Source organism: Streptomyces sp. NPDC002785, assembly GCF_040295565.1.
In the GTDB taxonomy this organism is placed as follows: Bacteria; Actinomycetota; Actinomycetes; order Streptomycetales; family Streptomycetaceae; genus Streptomyces.
Map to the genome: position 1 here is coordinate 1 of NZ_JBEOVN010000126.1, position 22,330 is coordinate 22,330.

The window sequence follows — 22,330 nt, forward strand, 5'->3', positions numbered from 1 at the left end:
AGCCCCCACGTGTGTTCTTCACATCTCGGGCTTCCGCGATTCACAGGAGGGTGAGTGGTGTTCAGACGTGTGCTCTTCCTTTCTGTGGGGGGCGGGGGCGAGGGCCCCCGCCGCGAGCACCAACGAGGTGACGACTGAGGTGACTAAGCTGCCCATCCGCATTCGCATGACGCAGATGACAGCAGCTCACACCGCACACCTCAAGAGCAAGTGAGCACAATCTTTCCGAACTGGTCGCCCGACGCCAGCCGCTCGAACCCTTCGCGGGCCCGGTCCAGCGGCAGCACCTGGTCGATGACGGGCCGCACTCCGGTTGTCGCGCAGAACGCCAGCAGGTCCTCCAGCTCGTCCTTGGACCCCATCGTCGAACCGACGACCTTCAGCTCCAGGAAGAAGATCCGGGTCAGCTCGGCGTGCGAGGGCCGGTCGCCGCTCGTCGCACCGGAGATGACGAGCGTGCCGCCGGGGCGCAGCGACTTCACCGAGTGGGACCAGGTGGCGGCGCCGACGGTCTCGATGACGGCGTCGACACGCTGCGGCAGCCGCGCGCCCGGCTCGTACGCCTCGATCGCACCGAGTTCGACGGCCCTTTTACGCTTGGCCTCGTCCCGGCTGGTGGCGTAGATCCGCAGCCCGGCCGCCCGGCCGAGCACGATCGCGGCGGTGGCGACGCCGCCGCCCGCGCCCTGGACGAGAACACAATCGCCGGGACGAACCCCGGCGTTGGTGAAGAGCATCCGGTACGCGGTGAGCCAGGCGGTGGGCAGACAGGCGGCCTGCTCGAAGGTGAGCTCCTTCGGCTTGGGCAGCACGTTCCAGCTGGGGACGGTGACCTGCTCGGCGAAGGTGCCCTGGTAGCGCTCGGTGAGGATGGAGCGGGGTTCCTTCGGGCCGACGCCGTGCCCGGTCTGGCCGATGACGGAGTGCAGGACGACCTCGTTGCCGTCCTCGTCGATCCCCGCGGCGTCGCAGCCGAGAATCATCGGCAGCTTATCCTCGGCGAGACCGACGCCGCGCAGGGACCAGAGATCGTGATGGTTGAGGGAGGCGGCCCGGACGCTGATGGTGCTCCAGCCGGGACGCGCCTCGGGGGCCGGGCGTTCGCCCAGCTCAAGGCCGTCGAGGGGGTGGTCGCGGTCGATGCGGGATGCGTAGGCGGCGAACATGGCCTCGACGATAGGCCGGGGCGCGGGCCGGCGTAACCGGCTACGGGTGTGACGCGCACCGCGGGGGCACGATCAGCCCCAGCGGCGATGGAGGAGCGGGGGTCCGGAGGCGGAACCTCCGGTTACGGGAAGGGGCGGAGTGGGGGACAAGCCCGCCGCAGGCGCACCCCGCACCCGGGAACCCGCGTCCCACCCCGCCCCGGACCTCAGCGCCGAGCCACGCCCTCCGCCCGCGCCGCCGCGGCCACAGCGGCCGTCACCGCCGGAGCCACCCGCTCGTCGAACGGCGACGGAATCACGTAGTCCGCCGCGAGCTCGTCGCCCACGACATCCGCCAGCGCGTTCGCCGCGGCGATCTTCATGCCCTCGGTGATCCGGGAGGCCCGGACCTGAAGGGCGCCGGCGAAGATGCCGGGGAAGGCCAGCACGTTGTTGATCTGGTTCGGGTAGTCGGAACGCCCGGTCGCCACGACGGCCGCGTACTTGTGCGCGACGTCGGGGTGGACCTCGGGGTTCGGATTGGCCATGGCGAAGACGAACGCGCCGGGCGCCATCGAGGCGACTGCCGCCTCGGGGACCGTACCGCCGGAGACGCCGATGAAGACGTCCGCGCCGGCCAGCGCGCTCTCCAGCGGACCGGAGATCCCGGCCCGGTTGGTGAGCTCGGCCAGCTCGCGCTTGACGTCCGTCAGGTCCTCGCGGTCCCGGCTGACGATGCCCTTGCGGTCGGCCACGGCGACATCACCGAGCCCCGCCTCCAGCAGGAACTTGGCGATGGCCACCCCGGCGGCACCGGCGCCGGAGATGACACCGCGCAGGTCGCCGAGGCTCCGGCCGGACAGCTTCGCGGCGTTGCGCAGGGCCGCGAGTGTCACGACGGCCGTGCCGTGCTGGTCGTCGTGGAAGACCGGAATGTCGAGCCGCTCCTGCAGCTTGCGCTCGATCTCGAAGCAGCGCGGCGCCGAGATGTCCTCCAGGTTCACGCCTCCGAAGGACGGCGCGAGCCGGACGACCGTCTCGATGATCTCGTCCGCGTCGGTGGTCGCGAGCGCGATCGGGACCGCGTCGACGCCGCCGAACTGCTTGAACAGAATCGCCTTGCCCTCCATCACGGGGAGGGATGCCTCGGGACCGATGTCGCCGAGGCCGAGCACCGCGGTGCCGTCCGTCACGACGGCGACGACCTGCGACTTCCAGGTGTAGTCGTGGACCAGCTCGGGATTCTCGGCGATGGCGCTGCACACCTTGGCGACGCCGGGCGTGTACGCGAGGGAAAGGTCGTCCTTGTCGCGGACGGGCACGGTGGCCTGCACCGCCATCTTGCCGCCGCGGTGGAGCGCGAAGGCCGGATCGAACGGCTCATCGATGGTGCTGTCATTTGTACTGTCGCTGCGAGGATTGACGATCTCCGCTGCCATGGTGTTGACCCCTTAAGTCTTCATCGTTTGAGGGTGGCCACTCCTGGTTGAGGAGGGGTGGGCGGGCACCGCGTACGTTCCCTGCGCCCGGCGGTTGGCCCGCCCCGGCAGGGGGAGATACATACGCGCGGGCGCGCCGCACACGCGCCCTGAGCCCCGGATGAGGGGTGTAAAGGTCTTTCTTACCGGACGGACCGTATTACGGACGAGTCCATATCACCGCGGTGACGTGACTCATAGTCGAATATCTGGACAAGTCCGCCAAGCGACGAAATGCCGTCCACCAGTCGAGACGCGCCACAGATCCTCCGGCACGGAGATGAAATCCCTGTAGATGGTCCGGCCCCGATGTACCGCGGCCCCTGAGGTTCCCTTGAGGTTCGGGGATCGCCCGTTACCCGATTTTGACATGACTGGCCCCCTGTTTGAGCGAACCCGAATGGCAAGATGCCGTAATCGCGCAGGGCGGCGACATCCGGTGTCGTATGTCCGGACCCGCCTGGCAACATCACCCTCACCTGCCGGAGGAACCCGATCATGACCGCAAGCACCCCCCGCCGTACGGCCGCGAAGTCCCGGATTGCAGCGGTCGGCGCCATCGCGGTCGCCGGCACCATGCTGCTGACCGCCTGTGGCGACCAGACCAAGAGCGGGAACAACAACTCCGGCTCGACAAAGAGCTCCGCGGCCGCCGATCTCCTGCCGCCGGAGATCAAGGCCAAGGGCGTCATCAAGGTCGGCTCCGACATCGCGTACCCGCCGGTCGAGTTCAAGGACAAGTCCGGCAAGACGGTCGGCATCGACCCCGACCTCGGTGCCGCGCTCGGCAAGGAGCTCGGCGTGACGTTCAAGTTCGAGAACGGCACGTTCGACACGCTGATCACCGGCCTGCGCTCCAAGCGCTACGACCTGGCGATGTCGGCGATGACCGACACCAAGGACCGCCAGGAGGGCATCGACTCCGACACCAAGAAGAAGGTCGGCGAGGGGGTCGACTTCGTCGACTACTTCACCGCCGGTGTCTCGATCTACACCAGGAAGGGCGACGACCAGGGAATCAAGACCTGGGCGGACCTCTGCGGCAAGAAGATCGCCGTCCAGCGCGGCACCGTCTCGCACGACCTCGCCAAGTCCGAGTCGAAGAAGTGCACGGGCGGCAAGAAGATCGCCATGGAAACGTTCGACAACGACCTGGAGGCCCAGACCCGGCTGCGCAGCGGTGGCGCCGACGCCGTCTCCTCCGACTTCCCGGTCGCCGCGTACGCGGTGAAGACCTCGGGCGGCGGCAAGGACTTCCAGCTCGTCGGCGAGCAGGTCGAGGCCGCCCCGTACGGCATCGCCGTCGCCAAGGGCAACGACCAGCTGGCCAAGGCCGTTCAGGCGGCCCTGGACGCGATCATCAAGAACGGCGAGTACGGGAAGATCATCGCCAAGTGGGGCGTCGAGGCCGGCGCGGTCACCGAGGCCAAGCTGAACGGCGGATCCTGAAGAGGCACCGGCGCTGAAAGGCACTTCCTGTGACTGACTTCGAGAAGACGGGCCCGGCCGACCAGCCGCCCATATCCCTCACCCCGCAGACCGGACCGGAGGCGATCAGGGCCATCCCGGTACGGCACTACGGCCGGTACGTCTCGGCCGTCATCGCCATCGCCGCACTTGTCGCGATCGTCTACGCGTTCAGCCAGGGCAGGATCAACTGGGGTGCGGTCCCCGACTACTTCTTCGACGACCGCATCATCAAGGGCGTCGGCCAGACCCTGCTGCTGACCGCCCTGTCGATGGTGATCGGCGTCGTCGGCGGCGTCCTGCTGGCCGTCATGCGACTGTCGAAGAACCCGGTGACCTCGTCGATCGCCTGGTTCTACATCTGGTTCTTCCGCGGCACCCCGGTCCTGGTCCAGCTGTTCGTCTGGTTCAACCTGGGTCTGGTCTTCGAGTACATCAACCTCGGACCGATCTACAAGGACTACTGGTCGAGCTTCATGACGCCGCTGCTGACGGCGCTGCTGGGCCTGGGCCTCAACGAGGCCGCCTACATGGCGGAGATCTGCCGTGCGGGTCTGCTCTCGGTCGACGAGGGCCAGACGGAGGCGTCGCACGCACTGGGCATGAGCCACGGCAAGACCCTGCGTCGCGTCGTGATCCCGCAGGCGATGCGGGTGATCGTGCCGCCGACGGGCAACGAGGTCATCAACATGCTCAAGACGACGTCGCTGGTGGCGGCCGTGCAGTTCTACGAGCTGTTCAAGTACGCCCAGGACATCGGGCAGTCGTCCGGAGCCCCCGTCGAGATGTACTTCCTGGCCGCGGCCTGGTATTTGATCATGACGTCGGTGCTGAGCATCGGCCAGTTCTACCTGGAGCGGTACTACGCACGCGGGTCGAGCCGGAGTCTGCCGCCCACCCCGCTGCAGAAGGTCCGGGCCAACCTGCTGTCCCTGGGCCGCCCGAAGGGAGGCATGGCATGACCGCCATGGTGAAGGCCGAGGGCGTCCACAAGTCCTTCGGCGCCGCGCACATCCTCAAGGGCATCGACCTGGAGGTCGCCCCGCGTGAGGTCTTCTGTCTGATCGGCCCGTCCGGTTCCGGCAAGTCGACCTTCCTGCGGTGCATCAACCACCTGGAGCAGATCAACGCCGGCCGGCTCTACGTCGACGGCGAACTGGTGGGCTACCGCCAGAAGGGCGACAAGCTCTACGAGCTCAGGGACAGTGAAGTCGCCCTGAAGCGCCAGGACATCGGCATGGTCTTCCAGCGCTTCAACCTCTTCCCTCATATGACGGCGATCGAGAACGTCATGGAGGCCCCCGTCCAGGTCAAGGGCGAGTCGAAAGCCGTCGCAAGGGCCCGGGCGGAGCGGTTGCTGGACCGGGTCGGCCTGGGTGACAAGGCGAAGAACTATCCCTCGCAGCTCTCCGGCGGCCAGCAACAGCGGGTGGCCATCGCCCGCGCCCTGGCCATGGAGCCGAAGCTGATGCTCTTCGACGAGCCGACGTCTGCGCTCGACCCGGAGCTGGTGGGCGATGTCCTGGACGTCATGCGCGGTCTCGCGGAGGACGGCATGACGATGATCGTCGTGACCCATGAGATGGGCTTCGCCCGGGAGGTCGGCGATGCGCTGGTCTTCATGGACGACGGTGTGGTGGTCGAGTCGGGCCACCCGCGCGACGTACTGACCAACCCGCAGCACGACCGGACGAAGTCGTTCCTGTCGAAGGTGCTTTAAGACCGGTCGGCACATGGGGGTGGTGTCGCGGGGCTGGGCACGCGCATCTGCCACCCCCCATGTGCCGTCCGGCCTGAAAGAGGCGGTACGGGCCCCGGCCCGTACCGCCTCTTTCCTGTGCATGCTGCCGCTACTTCACCGCGAGCACCAGGCTGTCCGACGGGGATGCCCAGACAGCCCGCGCCTCGGCGAACCCCGCCTCGCGCAGGGTGTCGGCATGCCACCGCACGGACGGCGTGTCGCCGTCCGCGTGCTCGCCGTAGATCTCGTACCGCTCGGCGGTCGGCCCGGCGAGGACCGGGTCCTTGGCGGCGAGGGCCCACCAGTCCGCCCAGTCGAGAGCGCCGACGCCCTTGGCACGGTCCATGATTGCGTGCCGGTGGGCGCGTTCGGCCGCGTTGATCCGGGGGGTCTCGGTGTCGATCATGTGGTCGGCGTTCATGAACACCCCGCCGTCCCTGACGAGCCCGCCGATCCGCCGGTAGAGCGCGGTGAGCGGCTCGGCGTGCAGCCAGTGCAGGGCGGTGGCGGTGAGGACGGCGTCGTACGAGTCGTACGGCAACTGCCCTGCCCAGTCCGGGTCCTTGAGGTCGGCGGTGACGAAGGCGACGCGCTCGTCGCCGTCGAAGTAACCGCGCGCGATGGCGAGCAGTGCCGGGTCGAGATCGACGCCCGTACTGGTGGCCTCGGGGAACCGCTTGAGCAGCCGGTCCGTAATACTTCCCGTACCGCATGCGAGATCGAGCACTCTCGGCCGGGGCCCCACCATGGCCTCGACCATGTCCAGCATCACCCGGAACCGTTCCTCACGGTCGGGCATGTACCACTCCTGCTGCCGGTCCCAGCTCTCCTGCCAGGCCGCCCAGTCAGTACCTGTTGTCGTCTCCGCCACGAGGACCTCCCATGTAATACCCTGGAACGGTAAGAGCCCATTACATTGCTCGCTGCATCGACTTTAGACCGACGCCGTAAGGACTACAAGTGGAACTGGCCTATTACTCGGACTATGCCGTGCGTCTGGTCAACACAGAGGAGCCGGCCCGCAACAAGGACTCCCTCACCTCCGTAGAGGCGGTCCGCGAGCTGTTCGGCATCAACCAACAGGCGGCGCGGCGGGCGACCGATGCGGATGTGACCCGCTTCCGGTCCGTACGGGGACGGCTGCGCGCGGTCTTCGAAGCGGCCGACGGCGGTGACGAGACACTCGCCGTCGACCTGCTCAACTCACTGCTGCTGGAGTTCCCGGTCAGTCCGCAGATCTCCGGGCACGATTTCCGCGACAAGGACGGCAAGCCGGACTGGCACATGCACCTGGCCGACCACCCGTCGAACGCGACGGCCGGGTACGCCGCCATCGCGGCGATGGGCCTCGCCTTCCATCTCACCTCGTACGGTGTGGACCGGCTCGGCCTGTGCGAGGCGGCGCCGTGCCGCAACGCCTACCTCGACACCTCGACCAACCGCTCCCGCCGCTACTGCTCGGACCGCTGCGCGACCCGCGCCAACGTTGCCGCCTACCGGGCCCGCAAGCGCCTGGAGACGGAACGCGCCGCCGAGACCGGCCGCAGCGCGGAAACCGCCCAGGTCGCCACACCCCACAGCGACCGCTGATCCTTCTTCAGCGGCCTGTAGCGCGCCCGGACCCTGGCCAGGACAAGCTCCTCGGGCACCGTCCCGTAATCCGTGCTGTCACCGCCTGCGAAGGTGTTGTCGGCCAGCACCCACCAGCCACCCCGACGGCGCTCGGCTGCCCGCTTGACGATCAGCAGATCCTGCTGGAACGGATGCCGCAGAATCACCACGTCCCCGGGGCGCACCGTCGCCCCGTACTGCACGAGCAGCCAGTCCCCGTGATGGAGCGTGGGTACCATCGACGGCCCCGTCACCTCCACCACCTGGAACCGCACGCGCGCAGCCGGCCCTCGCCCAGGCTGCTCCGGCGTCAGCTCAGGCAACTCCGGCACCTCCCGCATCTCTCCGGCACCTCCCGGTCCGTCCAGTACATCGTCCTGCACAGCGTTGCGTACATTCGGCCACTGGGCCCATCCTCATCCTGGACTTTTGGCCTAAGCCCATGGGGGCACCCGCTAAAACCCGCCTCTCACGGAGTAATGTCCCACCTGAGAAGACGATCACGAGGAAGGACAGCTCAATGCTTTCCCGCCTGTTTGCCCCCAAGGTGAAGGTCAGCGCCCACTGCGACCTGCCCTGCGGCGTGTACGACCCGGCCCAGGCCCGCATCGAGGCGGAGTCCGTCAAGGCCGTCCAGGAGAAGTACCAGGCCAACGAGGACCCGCACTTCCGGGCCCGCGCGGTGGTCATCAAGGAGCAGCGTGCCGAGCTCGCGAAGCACCACATCTCGGTGCTGTGGAGCGACTACTTCAAGCCCCCGCACTTCGAGAAGTACCCGGAGCTGCACCAGCTGGTCAACGACGCGCTGAAGGCGCTGTCGGCCGCGAAGGCCTCCACGGACCCGGCGACGGGCCAGAAGGCGCTGGACTACATCGCCCAGATCGACAAGATCTTCTGGGAGACCAAGAAGGCCTGATCGCCCCGCCCCGACGACCGCGGCCGAGCCGCAGGCCGGACGAGCAGCCAGAAGGGCCCGACCGCTTCGACCGGTCGGGCCCTTCTGTGTTCCCGGAACGTCGGGGAGACGTACGGGAGATGCCGTCAACCGGTCGGCTGCGGAGCCGACGGGATTCGAACCCGCGGACGGGGAGGGCAGGTCCGACCCGGCCCATCAGATGGCGTGAAGGGGACCTCCCTCACGCCGATCGCAATGGGCCGCTCTGCCACGGCTCCGCAACCTGTGGGACTGCGCAGTCCCGCTCCGAGGAGCGTAGGGTCAACTCCCGGCTGGGGCCAGCCGTTTGTCCGGCGCCCGGGCCGTGCCGCGCGGCGGGGTCTCCGCCGTCACCAAGCCCCTGTCGGGGCTCGTCCGGCCCGGGGGCCGTCGCTCTGGTCCGCTTCCCGGCTGCGATGCTGTCCGTCACCGCCGGAACCATGTGGAGCCGGACGGCTCTGATCCCCCTCTTCATACGCGGCGGACGGGAATGATCCCGGCTCGGCCCGGACGCCCGCTGTGCCGCGACTGTCCGCCGCCGACCGGGACGTCACCTATGCCCCAATGTGCGACCGATGAGTTTCCGGGACGGGATCAGTCGGTATGGGTGGACATACGCACACGACAGACATGCGCTCACGACAGGAGACAGCAATGACCACCGAGGGCTTCACCACATGTCTGTGGTTCGACGGGCAGGCCGAGGAGGCGGCGGAGTACTACCTTTCGGTCTTCAAGAACTCCCGCCTCGGCAGGATCGGCCGCTACACCGAGGCAGGGCCCGGGCCCGCAGGATCGGCGATGGCGGTCGAGTTCGAGATCAACGGCCAGAAGTTCGTCGGGCTGAACGGCGGGCCGCAGTTCACCTTCAACGAATCCATCTCGTTCCAGATCCACTGCTCGGACCAGGACGAGGTGGACTACTACTGGAGCAGTCTCACCGACGGGGGCGAAGAGGGGCCCTGCGGCTGGCTGAAGGACAGGTACGGCGTCTCCTGGCAGGTCGTCCCCGACGCACTGATCGGTCTGATCGGCGACCAGGACGCCGAGAAGGCCGCGCGGACCACCGCGGCAATGATGACCATGAAGAAACTGGACATCGCGGCGCTGCAGAAGGTGCACACCGAGGGATGACAACGCGGAGATGCCGAACGAAGGACGACCCGGCCGGCATCTCCGCGTCATGGCACGGACGCGGACGAGGTGATCCGCGCCGTGTCGGCGCCTCTCTACTACCGGCTGCCGGCCGACGGCGACCCGCTCGACGAGGCGGCGGCGCGGGCGGGCGCGTATGTGAGGTGAGGGGCGGTCAGCCGTCCTCGTCCCGCACCCTTCGCCGCGTCAGCCGACCGGGTGGGCACGCAGACGTGCCGCCCACGGGTGGCCGGCGCCCTCGGCCAGGGTGATCGTCTCGGTCAGCCAGGCGCGCTGGTCCGCAGTGAGGATCGGCAGCGCTGTCGCGAAGTCCTGTTCGTCCTTGGGTCGCGGGGACTTGGCCTTGTACAGGAGCTGTACCTCAGGGGAGAGGTAGGGGACGCCGTCCTTCGAGACCTGGCCGAGCCGGTCGAGCGGGAGGCGGATGCGGGGGTCGCGGCGGAACAGCCAGTCGGTGCCCGCCGCATCGTCGAGCATGAGCTGGACGCGCCAGGGCTCGGCGGGTCCGGGACGGCACCAGATGTCGTGGACGTACGACGGCAGGACTTCGCCGGGGAGCCAGGGGCGCAGGGTGCCGGGAGGGTCGGCGGCCCACCACTCCCAGCCCGCCAGCACCTGCTGGGCGGTGAACTGGTCGCGGCGGAGCAGGAGTACGTCGATGTCCGCGTGGTCCCGGAAGGGGTGGCCCACGGCGAGTTCGACGGCGTATCCGCCCGCGATCCACCAGGGGGCGCGCGACGGGGCGAAAAGGCGGGCGGCCTCTTCGAGCGGGGCCGGATCCCAGGGACCCCAGGGGGTTTCCGTACGCATGGGCTGCTGGCCCCTCTCCCTTTCCGATGTCGCCCGCCGTGTGGTCAGTCCGTCCTCAGCAGATGCCGATAGCTGTCCGGATGCTCCCTCAGATAGGTGGCCAGGCTCATCGCCGGATGCCCTGTGAGGTTTGGTACGGCGTCCGAGACCGTGGACATCTCGCCGGTGGCGATGGCCTCGTACGACGTCACCCAGCCGGCCACCTCCCAGTCCGCGGCACCGTACTGCGCCCGTGAGGCATAGGCCTCCTCGCGGGTCTCCGGTACGTAGATGATGGTCCGGCCGGCGGCCCGGCCGATCTCCTCGGCAGCTTCGGCGAGGGTGAACGCCTCGGGGCCCGTGAGGTCGTACGTGACCCCGTCGTGGCGGGTGTCGTCGCTCTCCGTGTCGGCCAGCAGCACGGCGGTCGCCGCGTCCGCGATGTCCTCGTGCGCCACCGCCGACACCCGGCCGTCGCCGCCCGGACCGCGCAGCACCCCGTCGGCGCCGGTCATCGCCGGGAGCCCGGCGAGGTACAGGCTGTCGCGCAGGAAGGTGTAACGGACATCGGCGGCCCGGATATGCGCCTCGGTGTGCCAGTGGTCCCGGGCGAAGGTGAACGTGGCATCCGGCTCCGCACCGAGGAAGGAGATGTACACGATGCGTTCAACGCCCACGGCGACCGCCGCGTCCACGGCCGTCGCGTGCTCGGGCACCCGGTCGGGGCTCTCGTGCGCCGAGACGAGGAACAGCGTGTGCGCCCCGGCGAGGGCGCGGCGCATGGCCTCCCCGTCACCGTAGGGGGCGGGCGGTGCAGCGACAGCGCCGGGCAGCTCCGGCAGCCGGGACGGGTCACGGCCGAGGAGCCGCACGGGCACGCCGGCGCGCACCAGGCGCTGCGCGACGCGGCCGCCGACCGCACCGCTCGCGCCGGTGACGGCGACGATGAGGGCGCCGGGGTCCGTGGGGTCCGTTGCGGATGAGGGGTTCATGCGGCATCGCCTTCCTTTCGCAGCCAGGGACGCACCTCCACGACCGCGTCCACCGGGACGGGTCCGTAGATGTGCGGGAACTCCTCGCCGCCGGGCGCGACGGACTCGTACCGCACGGGTACCGGGAGACGGGCGGGATCGATGACGAGGACCACCAGATCCTGGTCACCGGTCCCTGCCCGGCTCCCGGCGCCGTACAGCATCTCGGCCACGCCGGCGAGCTGGTGCGGCAGCGAGCAGTGGATGAAGCCCTCTTCGTGCAGGGTGCGGCCGCGGGTGGACATCTCGTACGTCCCGATCCCGCGGGCCGCCTCCCACAAGGGGCTTTCGGTGAGGTGCAGCAGTTCGGCCATGGGCCAAAGCTAGCTGCGCCGACGCGCCCTGCGGGCCATCAGCGTGGCCGCCGGTCCGGCAGCGGACAGAACTGCCGCGATACCGCCGAGAATCCATTCACCCCCGTGGGAACCCGTGTTCGGGAGCGAGCGCCCGTGGCCGGGCTTGTGCGGCCAGGAGTGGGTGGGGTGGGGGTGGGCTCCGGTGCGGGTGTCGTCTCCGAGGGGGCGGCCACGGGGTGTCGGTGGGCGTTTGAGCGCGCGTCAGGCCGTCCCCGCCAGCAGTTCGGCCTCCACCCGCGGGTCCAGACCGACCGCGGCCCGGTCCGGCCGTTGCGGGGCCGCACCGCCCAGGTCGACCAGCCACTTCCAGGTGTCGGTGACCGTCTCATCGACCGGTCGGCAGCGCAGACCGGCCGCGTACGCCTTGCTGACGTCGCCCCGGTACATGGTGTCGTACAGCTCGCCCGGCGGCAGCCAGACCGGCAGATCGCTCCAGGGCTCCACACCTGCCGCGAGGATGGTCCGTGCGGGGGTCCAGCGGAGTTCCGCGTCGGAACCGGTGACGCGGACACAGGCGTCCAGCAGCTGCCCCATGGTGGCGTGGCCCGGGCGGCTGACCAGGTTGTACGGCCCGTGCAGACCATCGCGACCCGCGCTCAGGAGCCAGTCGGCGAAGTCGCGGGCGTCGATGTACTGGAGCATCAGGTCCGGTGTCCCCGGGGCCAGTACGGGCCCGCCGCGGGCGATCCGCAGCAGCCACCAGGGCAGCCTGCCCACGTTCTCCCAGGGGCCCAGGATCAGTCCCGCCCGGGCCAGCAGGGCCCGGTCCTCGAAGGCGTCGAGTACGGCCAGTTCGCCGCCGCGTTTGGCAAGGGGGTACGAGACGTCCCCACCGGCGTCGGGCGAGGCACCGGCCACCAGCGGGCCGTCCTCGGGCAGACCGGCCGGGGCCGGGTAGTCGTACACGGAACGGCTGGAAACGTACGCGTACCGGGCGGCCCTGGCGGCCAGCAGACGGGCCGCGTCCCGTACGGCCGAGGGGGCGCCGCTCCAGGTGTCGACGACCAGGTCCCAGTCGTGCGTACTCCCGTGGCGGCCGGCAGCTGCGGCCAGCGTGGCGAGGCCGTCGTCGGTGGTGCGGTCGCCGAGGAGTTCCGTCACGCCCGGCGGGGGTGCGTGACGGCCGCGGTGGAACACCGTGACCTCCCAGCCGCGCGCGAGCGCCGCCTCGGTGACGGCGCGACCGACGAATTCCGTACCGCCCAGCATCAGAAGCCTCATGGGCCCGACTCTGCCCGCCGGACGGTGGGACCGGAACAGGTGCTCGCTCTCGGCGGAATCGGACAGCGGTTCTTCACTGTGTGCGGGCGAGCGGGCTGCGGTTGCGCAGCAGCCACTGGTGGTACCCGGCCACCCGCCGGGCCGCCTCCCGGTAGGCCGCCTCCAGTTCCCCGTACACCGTCGCCAGGTCGGCGCCCGGCCGGGACACCAGCAGCAGCCGTATGGCGAGGGGGTCGTCGCGCAGCGGACGGATCGCCATGTCGTCGCGCGGGCCGGAGGTGGGCTGGCAGGGGGCGACTGCCTCGCCGAGCACGATGAGGGACGCGGCGGTGAGGTAGTCGCCGTGCAGGACGGTCGGCGCGAGGCCCGCCTCGCCGAGCACCCGGCGCAGCCCGTCCCATTCGCCGTCCACCGTGGGGTCGACCATCCACCGGTCGGCGGCCAGGTCCCCGAGGTCGACCACGGACCGAGCGGCGGCCGGATGGTCCCGGGCCATGGAGATGAACTGCGGTTCGCGCTCCAGGAGTACGCGCTGCTCCAGGCCCTCCGGGACGGCCAGCGGACAGCCCTCGACCTCGTGCACGAAGGCGACGTCGAGCCCGCCCGCAGCAACCGTGCGCAGCAGGGCACTGGCCGACACGTCGACCCGTAGCGAGATGTCCGTGCCGGGCAGCCGGAGCCGCAGCCTGCGCAGCCAGCCGCCGATGACCCGGCTCGCGGTGCAGCCGATGCGCAGGCGCGGACCCGAGGCGCGGACCGCGTCGGCCTCCGCCCTGGCCTCGCTGACCAGGGCGGTCATTCCGTCGACCAGGGGGCGGGCGCGGCTGAGGACGGCGCGGCCGAGCAACGTCGGTCGGCAGCCGGTCCGTTCGCGGCTGAACAACTCGGCGCCCAGAGTGTTCTCGATCCGCTGCAGCTGGGTGGTCAGGGAGGGCTGGCTCACGCCGAGCCTGCGGGCCGCTCGGTGCAGGCTGCCCGTGTCGGCGATGGCGCACAGCGCCCTGAGGTGTCTCACCTCAAGCTCCATACGGTCGAGCGTAGGACGGCGGGCGGCTGTCGCACCAGACACCCCAACCCCATCAAAGTCTGTTAATTCACCGGGAGTTGGCAGGTGCTTCAACGACGCTACCGGGGATGGCGATAGGCCGGTGCTATCGCCGGTTGACATCATCCGCCGCGGCTTCCGCTCCCCGACACTCTCTCCGTACCGCACCCCGTCCATGTCCGATGACCGGACGGGTCCATCGGACAGGAAATCGGTAGGAGACCCCCATGAGACACCCCAGGACCGTCATGTCGGCCGTGGTCGGCCTCGGCTTCGCACTCGCGGCCGCGCTGGGCACCGCACCCGCCATCGCCTCTTCTCCCGCACCCGCCGCACCCCCCGCAGCCGACTCAACGGCCCACGCGGGCTACACCTCCCACTCCGGGTCGCACGAGAGCGCCGCCGCGAACAAGGCGTTCTTCGAAGCGGTCGCCAAGTCCGTCGCCGAGAAGCGGGCGGCGAACCCCGGCGCCCAGGCAGTCACCATCGTCTACAGCACCGCCAGTGCACCGAGCTTCCGCACCCAGATAGCCAACAGTGCGCAGATCTGGAACAGCTCGGTCTCCAACGTCCGGCTCCAAGAAGGCTCGAACGCCGACTTCGCCTACTACGAGGGCAACGACCCGAGGGGCTCGTACGCCAGCACCGACGGGCACGGCAACGGTTACATCTTCCTCGACTACGCGCAGAATCAGCAGTACAACTCGACCCGCGTCACCGCGCACGAGACCGGTCATGTGCTCGGCCTTCCGGACCACTACTCCGGTCCGTGCAGCGAGCTGATGTCCGGCGGCGGCCCCGGCCCGTCCTGCACCAACCCGAACCCCAACGCGAACGAGCGCAGCCGGGTGAACTATCTGTGGCAGTACGGCTTCGCGGCCGTACTCGCACGCAGCGGCTCCTGACCTCTGTCCGACCGCTCGACGGCACCGGGGGCCACCTCGTAGGACGGGGTGGCCCCTTGAGCCTCTGACGGACGGGTGAACGCGCCTCCGCTTGATCCGCCCGCAGCGAACGAGCCGGGCGCACCGCTCGTTGCGGGGGATGCCGGGACGGCCGGCGCCGGCCTACGGGTTGTTGAGTGCGGCACGGACCATGGTCAGCAGTTCGTCCTCCGTCATCCCCAGCTCGCGCGCGTCCGCAACCACTTCGCGTACGCGCTCCAGCAGCCGGGCCCGGTGCGGGGATGCGCCGCCGGTGACGACCGCGCCGCGCCCCCGGCGCAGTTCGATCAGTCCCTCCTCGCGGAGCTGCTGATATCCCCGCAGCACCGTATGGACATTGACCCCGAGGGACTCGGCGAGCACCCGGGCCGCAGGCAGGCGCTCGCCCGGCACCACCGTCCCCTCGGCGACGGCGCGGCGCACGGACGCCGCGATCTGGTCACCGAGCGGCACGGTGGAGGTGGGATCGACCCTGAAGAGCATGGTCAGTGCTCCGCTCGGCGCTGGTCGATCAGGGTGTTGAGGAGCGCGGCGGCGGTCGCCGAGTCGTCGACGGTCACCGCGAAGTCCCGGCCGCCGGCCAGTGTCGCCACGATTCCCTCACCGGAACGGATCATGACACCGCTCCGTCCTGGACGGATGCGATAGCCCCAGCCTCCGTACTCCGCAAGGGGGTTGATGTCCCTGCTGGTCGCAACCTCGATCCGGTCGAGCGGCACTCTGAGGCGCGGCCAGGGCAGCATTCCCGAGATGGTGATGCCGCGCCGGTCCACCACCACGTACGGCCGGGCGAAGGCGGCCAGTAGCACGCCGAGGAGCAGCAGCGGAATCGCGGCCGCCCATCCCGAGACGAACAGCAGCACCGCCCCGCCGGCCACGAGCGCCAACGCGATCAGCGGCAGCCACCAGCTCCCGGCGCTGCGCGCCCATCCGGCGACCTCCCCGTCGGCGAGCGCGATCCGCGCACCGTCCCCGGCCTGCCCGGTCGCGGCCGGCTGCTTCGGTACGGGAGTGAGCGCGGCCAGCACCATCCCCAGCCCTCCGGCGAGCACGGCGACCCCCAGGGCGACGGCGAACTGCCACATCGGGAACGACACACCTTGTGCCTCCCCCTGCGCATTCTCACCGGCATCCACGTTGGCGAGCAGCACGGCGGCCATCACCCAGCCGATGAATCCGGCGAAGGCATAACCACCGGCGACCAGCCGGCGGTAGGCCCACCCGTAGGTCTTCCCCCGCACCACTGTGAAGGCCCACAGAGCACCGGTCACGGCGAACAGCAGGACGTTGGTCACGACGTACCACACCTGCCCCGCATGCCCGTCCGCCCGGCCATCGACCCGGAAGTGGCTGGCCAGTTGTCCGGGAAGCCGGTCGTGGAAGACGGCGAGCAGCGCCAGACCGACGACGAGCGCGAGCAGGAACGGCAGGGCGACGAGCGTCGCGCGGCCCAGATTCTTACGCTTCATGAAAACCTCCATTGTTCGCATGTTAGTAGAACAATGGAGGTGTGGCAAAGATGTGGTGGCACGCCGGCGCCCAGCCGGCGGGATCAGGTGCGGACCACCTTCGCCCTGGTCAGGGGCAGTCCGACGAGCTGCTGGAGGACGCGAGCGCGCGCAGTGGAGCGCACAGCAGACCGAGATATCCCGCCATCAGCGCGACGCCCACGATGACGAACGCCGGCCGCGGCCGCAGCGCCACCTTCGACATCGACGCCATCGACGACTGGCACGGCACCACTCCGTCTTCTCGGCCCAGCCCGGGCCGAGTCCACGAAGCGGTTGCCGGAATCAGGCCGGCCGGCCGACAACGACCGGCCGGACAGGGAAGGTCAGGCGAGTTCCAGCGGGAACGCACCACGGTGCCCGGTGCCGGCGCCCCGGTCCGGGCGGGGCTCGTACTCGCGGCAGCTCCAGATCTCCTGGACGAATCCGGTCCGCCGGTCCCACAGATCCAGGACATCGCCCTCACCGGCCGCCCCGCGGTAGGCGTCCTTGGCGCCCCGGAAGCATGCGAGGCCGCCGGAAAGGCCGCGGCCGGGGGTCGGGAAGTAGTCCGAGAAGGCGCAGGCGATGCAGGTCTGCAGGCGCACGCCGGGCGGCAGGACGCGCTGGATCGTGGCGAGGGCGGACGCGAAGTCGCTCTCGGCGCGATGGGATCCGTAGGCCGCGCCGCCGAACTGCAGCTCCAGGTAGAGATACGGATCGGGGCGGCGCAGCGACAACAGGCAGCTGAGCGTGGCCTGATGGACGGCTCCGTCCCAGAGGACCGGGAGTGGCAGGTCCCACTCCAGGACACAGTCGCCCAACGCACCGCCCGCCAGGGCGAAATGGTCGTCGGCCGGTGGCGTGCCGGCCACCGGGGTGAGGCTGTCGAAGCTTTCGCCCTCGAAGTCGATGCCCCTGATCCGGAGGCGGAGTTGCTGTCCGTCGGTGGTGAGGATGACGGCGTCGGAACCCTGTCGGTCCCGGTACCACCCTGCCCATGACTCATCTGTCATGGGCACGGACTGTAGCCCGTGCCCATGACAGTCGCCCTGTCGCCCTCCTTTTCGTCTCACGGGCCTTGTGACCTCGGCACCTTGCTCCGTTCTCCTTCCTCCGCCCCCCTTCACCGCTCTCGGCTCCCCGCTCCTTTCTCCGCGTCCCCTCGATCCCGCTCTGCGTACCACTCCCTCCTTTCCGTGCTCAGTGCGTCCTGCGGGTGACGAACTCCGCCAGGGTCAGGAGGTCGCCCGCCGGGGCCAGGTCGGGGACCGCCCGGGACAGGTGGTGGACCGCGCGTGCCATCCGGTCCGACGCGCAGATCTGCGCCCAGTCCCGGCCGCCGGCCCGGTCGACGGCATCGGCGGCGCGGCTCACCTCGCCGGGCGTTTTCATTGACCCCCGGTAGAGCGCGGCGAGTTCGGCCGCTGCGGGTGTGCCGGAGGTCAGGGCAGCGACCACGGGCAGGGACTTCTTGTGGGCGACGAGATCCGCCCCGACCGGCTTCCCGGTCTGTGCCGGATCCCCCCAGATGCCGATCAGATCGTCGATGAGCTGGAAGGCGAGGCCCGCCTCCCGACCGAATCCGTCCATCGCGCCGACCGCCCGCTCCCCCGCGCCGGCGTACAGCGCGCCCAGTGCGCAGGCGCAGCCGAGCAGGGCGCCCGTCTTGGCGGTGGCCATGGTGAGGCACTCGTCCAGCGAGACTTCGTCCGGAGCGCGGGCCTCGAAGGCGCAGTCGGCCTGCTGGCCCGCGCACAGCTCGATGACGCAGGTCGAGAGCTTCGCCGAGGCGCGGGCCGAGGCCGGGCCGGTGTCCTCGGCGAGCAGCCGCTGGGCGAGGGCGAGCAAGGCGTCACCGGCGATGACCGCGTCCGGGATGCCGAAAACCGCCCAGGCCGTGGGCCGGTGCCGACGAGTCCGGTCCTCGTCGATGACGTCGTCGTGCAGCAGGGTGAAGTTGTGGACCAGCTCCACGGCGACGGCTGCCCGTACCGCCCGTTGCGGGTCGCCGCCCAGCGCCCGGGCGGCGGCGAGGACGAGCGCGGGCCTGATCGCCTTGCCCGCCCGTCCCGATGACGGGGTGCCGTCGGCCTGCTGCCAGCCGAAGTGGTACATCGCTACGCGGCGGATCGATCCGGGCAAGGAGTCGACGGCGGCGTGCAGTTGGGGATCGACGAGGGTGCGGGCCTGTTCCAGGAGGTCTGCGGCCTCATGGCCCCGCGTTGCGAGGGCGGCCGGGTCGTTGTCACCCGGGGTCCGGGGTGTGGGTGGTTGGGGTACGTGGTGGGTCTTCACTGGGGGTCCTCCCGAGGCCGCCACGGGCACGGCGGCCCGGTGGCGGAGGTTGACGGGGCCCGGACATCGCCGTCCGGGCCCCGATGGGCTACCGCCAGCGGCTGACCTCTACGTTTTCCAGGACGCCGAGGGCGTCCGGCACGAGGATGGCTGCGGAGTAGTAGGCCGTCACCAGGTAGGAGATGATCGCCTGCTCGTCGATGCCCATGAAGCGGACCGACAGGCTGGGCTCGATCTCGTCGGGGATGCCGCTCTGCTGGAGTCCGATGACGCCCTGGTCGGCCTCACCCGTCCTCATGCAGATGATCGACGTGGTCCGGGCGTCGGTGACCGGGATCTTGTTGCACGGGAAGATCGGTACACCCCGCCAGGCCGGCACATGGTGTCCGCCGACCTCCACACTCTCCGGAACCAGACCGCGCTTGTTGCATTCGCGGCCGAATGCGGCGATGGCCCGCGGGTGCGCGAGGAAGAGCTTCGAGCCGCGGCGGCGCGAGAGCAGTTCGTCCATGTCGTCGGGGCCGGGCGCCCCGTCGTGCGGCTGGAGGCGCTGCCCGTAGTCGCAGTTGTTGAGCAGACCGAACTCGCGGTTGTTGATCAGCTCGTGCTCCTGGCGCTCGCGCAGCGCCTCGACCGTGAGCCGCAACTGCTGCTCGGTCTGGTTCATCGGCTGGTTGTAGAGGTCGGCGACCCGGCTGTGGACCTTCAGCACGGTCTGGGCGACGCTCAGTTCGTACTCGCGCGGCGCCGATTCGTAGTCCACGTACGTGTGCGGGACGACGGCTTCGCCGACATGGCCGGCGGAGAGTTCGATCTCCGCCTCGCCGTACTTGTTGGTTCGCTGCTGCGGAATGCTGAGCAGTCCGGCGAGATGGGTGCGGAGCGAATCCGCGCGCTCGGCGAGGTTCAGCACATCGGCCCGACTCAGCGTCAGCACCGTGCAGGCGGTGACGGCACGGGCCGTGTACTCCCAGACGGCGTCGCCGTCGATCAGGGCGTGGTCGCCGAAGTAGGCCCCGTCGGCGTGGACCCCGAGCACCGTCTCGTCCCCGTACGGGCCGGTGCCGACCTTCTCGACCTTGCCGTGCGCCAGCAGGAAGACACGGTCCGCCGCGTCCCCGGCGTCGGCCAGCACCTGGCCGGCGGCGATGTCACGCTGCTCGCACCGCCGGGCCAGCTCGCCAAGCACCTCCTCGTCGCCGAACTCCCGCAGGGCGGGGAGCTCTCCGAGCTCGGCGGGGATGACCGCGACCCGGTCGCCGGTCTGCACGAAGGTCACCCGGCCGTCCCCGACCGCGTAGCTCAGCCTGCGGTTCACCCGGTAGGTGCCACCCTGTACCTGCACCCATGGCAGCATCTTCAGCAGCCACCGTGAGGTGATCTCCTGCATCTGCGGAGCGGACTTGGTGGTCGTCGCGAGGTTCCGCGCCGCCGCCGTGCCCAGACTCTGCTGCGGCGGCACCGGCGCGTTCTGAACCTCTTCACCAACGGACATCTGACGTCCTCTCGATCATCGGCTGACCTGCACGAAGAAGCCTTTCAGCACGGAGAGTCGGCGCGCCATTACACAAAAGAGTGTGATTATTTGGGCTTTGGGCTGGGCACGACGCTCAGCGATGTCCACGGGTCCCATTAATTTGCATCCCTGATGCAACTTATATAGCGTGTCCGCCATGCGGCTGACGAGATTCACCGACGTGGCGCTGCGCGTACTGATGCGCCTCGCCGTCGTGGAGAACGAGGACCCGCCGACCACCCGGGAGGTGGCGGCGACCATGCAGGTGCCGTACACCCACACCGCGAAGGTCGTCGCCAAGCTCCAGCACCTCGGCCTCATCGAGGCGCGCCGGGGCCGCGGTGGCGGCCTCAGCCTCACCGGAGCCGGCCGGACCGCCTCCATCGGCGGTCTCGTCCGGGAGCTGGAGGGACCCGGCGACGTCGTCGACTGCGAGGGCACCACCCCCTGCCCCCTGCGCTCGGCCTGCCGACTGCGCGGTGCCCTGCGCCAGGCGGAGAACGCCTTCTACGCCTCGCTCGATCCGATCACCATCACCGAACTCGTCACCTCCCCCACCGGACCGCTGCTCATCGGCATCAGCCGCAGCCGCCCGGCCGCCGACTGAGCCACCGCACACCACCACACCACGGGCGCCATCGCCCGGATTCACACTGCCCAAAAATACGAGTCTCAAATACCAATTCAAGGATCCAGGAGTCACCGATGCTCTCCGAGACGTCGACCGCCACAGTCCGTGCCACCCTCCCCGCCGTGGGAGCGGCCATCGGAGACATCGCCGATCTCTTCTACCGCAAGCTCTTCGACGCCCACCCCGAGCTGCTGCGCGACCTCTTCAACCGCGGCCACCAGGCGTCCGGCGCCCAGCGCCAGGCTCTTGCGGGCTCCATCGCCGCCTTCGCGACCCAGCTGGTCGAGCACCCGGACACCCGCCCCGACGTAATGCTCAGCCGGATCGCGCACAAGCACGCCTCGCTCGGCGTCACCGCCGCGCAGTACGACATCGTGCACACCCACCTGTTCGCCGCCATCGCCGAGGTGCTCGGCGACGCGGTCACCCCGGAGGTCGCCGCCGCCTGGGACGAGGTCTACTGGCTGATGGCGGGCGCCCTGATCTCGATCGAGGAGCGGCTGTACGCACAGCAGGGCGTCGTTGCCGGTGACGTGTGGCGCGAGTGGGAGGTGACCGCCCGGATCGAGGAGACGGCGGATGTCGCCACCTTCCAGCTCCGCCCGGCCGACGGCGCACCCGCCCCCGCCTTCCGGCCCGGCCAGTACGTCTCCGTACAGGTGGAACTCCCCGACGGGGCCCGCCAGATACGCCAGTACAGCCTCTCCAGCGCCCCCGGCTCCGCGGTCCGCTCGATCACCGTCAAGCGGGTGCACGGCGGTGGCTCCCCCGACGGCGAGGTCTCCCGTCACCTGCACGCCGAGGTCGGGGCGGGCGACCGGCTGCGCGTCTCCGCCCCGTACGGCGATCTCGTACTCGACTCCGCCGACGCCCCGCTCCTGCTCGCCTCCGCGGGCATCGGCTGCACCCCGATGCTCTCGATGCTGGAACACCTCGCGGCGACCGGACACCGCGCCCCGGTCACCGTCGTGCACGGCGACCGGTCCCCCGCCGACCACGCGATGCGCACCGACCACGCCCTGCTCACCGGCAAACTCCCCGACGCCGTCGCACAGTTCTGGTACGAGAACCCGGAGCCCGGCCACCCCGCCGACCGCACCGGCCGGGTGGACCTGCGCGGCCTCGCGGTCGCCCCCGGCACCCACGCCTATCTCTGCGGGCCGCTGCCCTTCATGCGCGCCGTACGCACCCAGTTGCTGGCCAAGGGCGTCCCGGCCGCGGACATCCACTACGAGGTGTTCGGCCCCGACCTGTGGCTCGCCCAGGACTGAGCCCTGCCCACTGTTCGCGGAATTGACCGGATCGACTCGCACGCGTCCCGAACAACCGCTTCGGGGACGACCGGAGACCGACATTCCGGTAGAGCCGGATCAGGACCGACCGGCACAGGGGGCGCCCCCCGTGCCGGGGGGTGCAAGGGGTGGGGTGCGCGGGGCGCGGGCCGCGGCCACCGCGGGGACCCCCGAGATGGGGACAGCGGC

24 protein-coding genes, 1 tRNA gene and 1 pseudogene are annotated in these 22,330 nt (G+C 70.0%); 10 read left to right on the plus strand and 16 right to left on the minus strand.

Annotated features, from left to right (window positions below; genetic code table 11):
- Positions 1-200 precede the first annotated feature (200 nt).
- Together ABTZ94_RS25140 and ABTZ94_RS25145 are read right to left on the minus strand one after the other, a co-directional pair.
- Positions 201-1,166 carry a zinc-binding dehydrogenase gene (locus ABTZ94_RS25140; protein WP_351203635.1) on the minus strand — a complete coding sequence of 322 codons (966 nt, stop codon included), beginning with the start codon at positions 1,164-1,166 and terminating at the stop codon, positions 201-203.
- Positions 1,167-1,372: 206 nt separating this feature from the next.
- Entirely contained in the window at positions 1,373-2,584 is a 1,212-nt protein-coding gene (locus tag ABTZ94_RS25145) for an NAD(P)-dependent malic enzyme (RefSeq protein WP_351203637.1), read from the minus strand.
- A 537-nt stretch (positions 2,585-3,121) separates the two neighbouring features.
- Between ABTZ94_RS25145 and ABTZ94_RS25150 the strand changes: the two genes are divergently transcribed.
- The 3 genes from ABTZ94_RS25150 to ABTZ94_RS25160 are packed head-to-tail and all read left to right on the plus strand — an operon-like array spanning position 3,122 to position 5,810.
- A complete protein-coding gene (locus ABTZ94_RS25150; protein ID WP_351203639.1) occupies positions 3,122-4,072 on the plus strand; it encodes an ABC transporter substrate-binding protein in 951 nt (316 codons plus the stop codon).
- Between the two features lie 29 nt (positions 4,073-4,101).
- Positions 4,102-5,052 (plus strand): amino acid ABC transporter permease, encoded by a 951-nt coding sequence (locus ABTZ94_RS25155; RefSeq protein ID WP_351203641.1) that lies wholly within the window; start codon positions 4,102-4,104, stop codon positions 5,050-5,052.
- Complete coding sequence (locus ABTZ94_RS25160) at positions 5,049-5,810, plus strand: amino acid ABC transporter ATP-binding protein (RefSeq protein WP_351203643.1); 762 nt, start codon at positions 5,049-5,051, stop codon at positions 5,808-5,810. The genes ABTZ94_RS25155 and ABTZ94_RS25160 overlap by 4 nt, the downstream gene beginning before the upstream one ends.
- Before the next feature lie 130 nt (positions 5,811-5,940).
- Here ABTZ94_RS25160 and ABTZ94_RS25165 read toward each other — a convergent pair whose 3' ends face one another.
- Positions 5,941-6,702 (minus strand): class I SAM-dependent methyltransferase, encoded by a 762-nt coding sequence (locus ABTZ94_RS25165; protein WP_351203645.1) that lies wholly within the window; start codon positions 6,700-6,702, stop codon positions 5,941-5,943.
- Positions 6,703-6,791: 89 nt separating this feature from the next.
- On the opposite strand from ABTZ94_RS25165, the gene ABTZ94_RS25170 reads away from it, so the two are divergent.
- Positions 6,792-7,421, plus strand: a complete 630-nt coding sequence (locus tag ABTZ94_RS25170; protein WP_351203647.1) for a CGNR zinc finger domain-containing protein — start codon at positions 6,792-6,794, stop codon at positions 7,419-7,421.
- On the opposite strand, the gene sodX is transcribed toward ABTZ94_RS25170, so the two are convergent.
- Positions 7,325-7,783, minus strand: coding sequence for a nickel-type superoxide dismutase maturation protease (gene sodX, locus ABTZ94_RS25175; RefSeq protein WP_351203649.1), 459 nt, complete (start codon positions 7,781-7,783; stop codon positions 7,325-7,327). The genes ABTZ94_RS25170 and sodX overlap by 97 nt on opposite strands.
- Positions 7,784-7,962: 179 nt before the next feature.
- Between sodX and sodN the strand changes: the two genes are divergently transcribed.
- A complete protein-coding gene (sodN, locus tag ABTZ94_RS25180) occupies positions 7,963-8,358 on the plus strand; it encodes a superoxide dismutase, Ni (protein WP_072483792.1) in 396 nt (131 codons plus the stop codon).
- A gap of 140 nt (positions 8,359-8,498) precedes the next feature.
- Here the strand turns inward: sodN and ABTZ94_RS25185 are convergent.
- Positions 8,499-8,615 (minus strand) — tRNA-OTHER (locus ABTZ94_RS25185).
- A 415-nt stretch (positions 8,616-9,030) separates the two neighbouring features.
- On the opposite strand from ABTZ94_RS25185, the gene ABTZ94_RS25190 reads away from it, so the two are divergent.
- Entirely contained in the window at positions 9,031-9,510 is a 480-nt protein-coding gene (locus ABTZ94_RS25190; protein ID WP_351203651.1) for a VOC family protein, read from the plus strand.
- A 51-nt stretch (positions 9,511-9,561) separates the two neighbouring features.
- Positions 9,562-9,678: pseudogene (locus tag ABTZ94_RS25195) on the plus strand (TetR family transcriptional regulator); the annotation flags it as partial.
- A 39-nt stretch (positions 9,679-9,717) separates the two neighbouring features.
- On the opposite strand, the gene ABTZ94_RS25200 reads toward ABTZ94_RS25195, so the two are convergent.
- From ABTZ94_RS25200 to ABTZ94_RS25220, 5 genes are all read right to left on the minus strand, one after another.
- Positions 9,718-10,341, minus strand: a complete 624-nt coding sequence (locus tag ABTZ94_RS25200) for a nucleotidyltransferase domain-containing protein (RefSeq protein WP_351203653.1) — start codon at positions 10,339-10,341, stop codon at positions 9,718-9,720.
- Positions 10,342-10,385: 44 nt separating this feature from the next.
- Positions 10,386-11,312: an NAD(P)H-binding protein gene (locus tag ABTZ94_RS25205; RefSeq protein WP_351203655.1), complete on the minus strand. Its 927-nt coding sequence runs from the start codon at positions 11,310-11,312 to the stop codon at positions 10,386-10,388.
- On the minus strand, positions 11,309-11,665 hold the full coding sequence (locus tag ABTZ94_RS25210; protein ID WP_351203657.1) for a DUF952 domain-containing protein: 357 nt from the start codon (positions 11,663-11,665) through the stop codon (positions 11,309-11,311). Before ABTZ94_RS25210 ends, ABTZ94_RS25205 begins: the two co-directional genes overlap by 4 nt.
- Before the next feature lie 243 nt (positions 11,666-11,908).
- Positions 11,909-12,916 carry an NAD-dependent epimerase/dehydratase family protein gene (locus ABTZ94_RS25215; RefSeq protein WP_351203677.1) on the minus strand — a complete coding sequence of 336 codons (1,008 nt, stop codon included), beginning with the start codon at positions 12,914-12,916 and terminating at the stop codon, positions 11,909-11,911.
- A gap of 85 nt (positions 12,917-13,001) precedes the next feature.
- Positions 13,002-13,955, minus strand: a complete 954-nt coding sequence (locus ABTZ94_RS25220) for a LysR family transcriptional regulator (protein WP_351203659.1) — start codon at positions 13,953-13,955, stop codon at positions 13,002-13,004.
- A 245-nt stretch (positions 13,956-14,200) separates the two neighbouring features.
- On the opposite strand from ABTZ94_RS25220, the gene snpA reads away from it, so the two are divergent.
- Complete coding sequence (gene snpA, locus ABTZ94_RS25225; RefSeq protein ID WP_351203661.1) at positions 14,201-14,878, plus strand: snapalysin; 678 nt, start codon at positions 14,201-14,203, stop codon at positions 14,876-14,878.
- 162 nt (positions 14,879-15,040) lie between these two features.
- Here the strand turns inward: snpA and ABTZ94_RS25230 are convergent, their stop codons facing one another.
- From ABTZ94_RS25230 to ABTZ94_RS25255, 6 genes are all read right to left on the minus strand, one after another.
- Positions 15,041-15,400, minus strand: a complete 360-nt coding sequence (locus tag ABTZ94_RS25230) for a GntR family transcriptional regulator (RefSeq protein WP_351203663.1) — start codon at positions 15,398-15,400, stop codon at positions 15,041-15,043.
- 2 nt (positions 15,401-15,402) lie between these two features.
- Positions 15,403-16,386, minus strand: coding sequence for an SdpI family protein (locus ABTZ94_RS25235; protein ID WP_351203665.1), 984 nt, complete (start codon positions 16,384-16,386; stop codon positions 15,403-15,405).
- Between the two features lie 109 nt (positions 16,387-16,495).
- Entirely contained in the window at positions 16,496-16,660 is a 165-nt protein-coding gene (locus ABTZ94_RS25240) for a hypothetical protein (RefSeq protein WP_351203667.1), read from the minus strand.
- 91 nt (positions 16,661-16,751) lie between these two features.
- Positions 16,752-17,420: a DUF6304 family protein gene (locus ABTZ94_RS25245; protein WP_351203669.1), complete on the minus strand. Its 669-nt coding sequence runs from the start codon at positions 17,418-17,420 to the stop codon at positions 16,752-16,754.
- Between the two features lie 187 nt (positions 17,421-17,607).
- Entirely contained in the window at positions 17,608-18,603 is a 996-nt protein-coding gene (locus ABTZ94_RS25250) for a family 2 encapsulin nanocompartment cargo protein polyprenyl transferase (RefSeq protein WP_351203679.1), read from the minus strand.
- Between the two features lie 187 nt (positions 18,604-18,790).
- Positions 18,791-20,197, minus strand: coding sequence for a family 2B encapsulin nanocompartment shell protein (locus tag ABTZ94_RS25255; RefSeq protein WP_351203671.1), 1,407 nt, complete (start codon positions 20,195-20,197; stop codon positions 18,791-18,793).
- A gap of 178 nt (positions 20,198-20,375) precedes the next feature.
- On the opposite strand from ABTZ94_RS25255, the gene ABTZ94_RS25260 reads away from it, so the two are divergent.
- On the plus strand, positions 20,376-20,825 hold the full coding sequence (locus ABTZ94_RS25260) for an RrF2 family transcriptional regulator (protein WP_351203673.1): 450 nt from the start codon (positions 20,376-20,378) through the stop codon (positions 20,823-20,825).
- Between the two features lie 98 nt (positions 20,826-20,923).
- Entirely contained in the window at positions 20,924-22,120 is a 1,197-nt protein-coding gene (locus tag ABTZ94_RS25265; protein WP_351203675.1) for a globin domain-containing protein, read from the plus strand.
- The last annotated feature ends 210 nt before the right edge of the window (positions 22,121-22,330 follow it).

Bases quoted from the DNA above. Each gene is read 5' to 3' on its own strand.
- ABTZ94_RS25245 (WP_351203669.1), bottom strand. From the start codon at position 17,420: ATGACAGATGAGTCATGGGCAGGGTGGTACCGGGACCGACAGGGTTCC.
- ABTZ94_RS25215 (WP_351203677.1), bottom strand. From the start codon at position 12,916: ATGCTGGGCGGTACGGAATTCGTCGGTCGCGCCGTCACCGAGGCGGCG.
- ABTZ94_RS25150 (WP_351203639.1), top strand. From the start codon at position 3,122: ATGACCGCAAGCACCCCCCGCCGTACGGCCGCGAAGTCCCGGATTGCA.
- ABTZ94_RS25235 (WP_351203665.1), bottom strand. From the start codon at position 16,386: ATGAAGCGTAAGAATCTGGGCCGCGCGACGCTCGTCGCCCTGCCGTTC.
- ABTZ94_RS25145 (WP_351203637.1), bottom strand. From the start codon at position 2,584: ATGGCAGCGGAGATCGTCAATCCTCGCAGCGACAGTACAAATGACAGC.
- ABTZ94_RS25205 (WP_351203655.1), bottom strand. From the start codon at position 11,312: ATGAACCCCTCATCCGCAACGGACCCCACGGACCCCGGCGCCCTCATC.
- ABTZ94_RS25230 (WP_351203663.1), bottom strand. From the start codon at position 15,400: ATGCTCTTCAGGGTCGATCCCACCTCCACCGTGCCGCTCGGTGACCAG.
- ABTZ94_RS25260 (WP_351203673.1), top strand. From the start codon at position 20,376: ATGCGGCTGACGAGATTCACCGACGTGGCGCTGCGCGTACTGATGCGC.
- ABTZ94_RS25200 (WP_351203653.1), bottom strand. From the start codon at position 10,341: ATGCGTACGGAAACCCCCTGGGGTCCCTGGGATCCGGCCCCGCTCGAA.
- ABTZ94_RS25140 (WP_351203635.1), bottom strand. From the start codon at position 1,166: ATGTTCGCCGCCTACGCATCCCGCATCGACCGCGACCACCCCCTCGAC.
- ABTZ94_RS25255 (WP_351203671.1), bottom strand. From the start codon at position 20,197: ATGTCCGTTGGTGAAGAGGTTCAGAACGCGCCGGTGCCGCCGCAGCAG.
- ABTZ94_RS25190 (WP_351203651.1), top strand. From the start codon at position 9,031: ATGACCACCGAGGGCTTCACCACATGTCTGTGGTTCGACGGGCAGGCC.
- sodN (WP_072483792.1), top strand. From the start codon at position 7,963: ATGCTTTCCCGCCTGTTTGCCCCCAAGGTGAAGGTCAGCGCCCACTGC.
- ABTZ94_RS25220 (WP_351203659.1), bottom strand. From the start codon at position 13,955: ATGGAGCTTGAGGTGAGACACCTCAGGGCGCTGTGCGCCATCGCCGAC.
- sodX (WP_351203649.1), bottom strand. From the start codon at position 7,783: ATGCGGGAGGTGCCGGAGTTGCCTGAGCTGACGCCGGAGCAGCCTGGG.
- ABTZ94_RS25160 (WP_351203643.1), top strand. From the start codon at position 5,049: ATGACCGCCATGGTGAAGGCCGAGGGCGTCCACAAGTCCTTCGGCGCC.
- ABTZ94_RS25210 (WP_351203657.1), bottom strand. From the start codon at position 11,665: ATGGCCGAACTGCTGCACCTCACCGAAAGCCCCTTGTGGGAGGCGGCC.
- ABTZ94_RS25265 (WP_351203675.1), top strand. From the start codon at position 20,924: ATGCTCTCCGAGACGTCGACCGCCACAGTCCGTGCCACCCTCCCCGCC.
- snpA (WP_351203661.1), top strand. From the start codon at position 14,201: ATGAGACACCCCAGGACCGTCATGTCGGCCGTGGTCGGCCTCGGCTTC.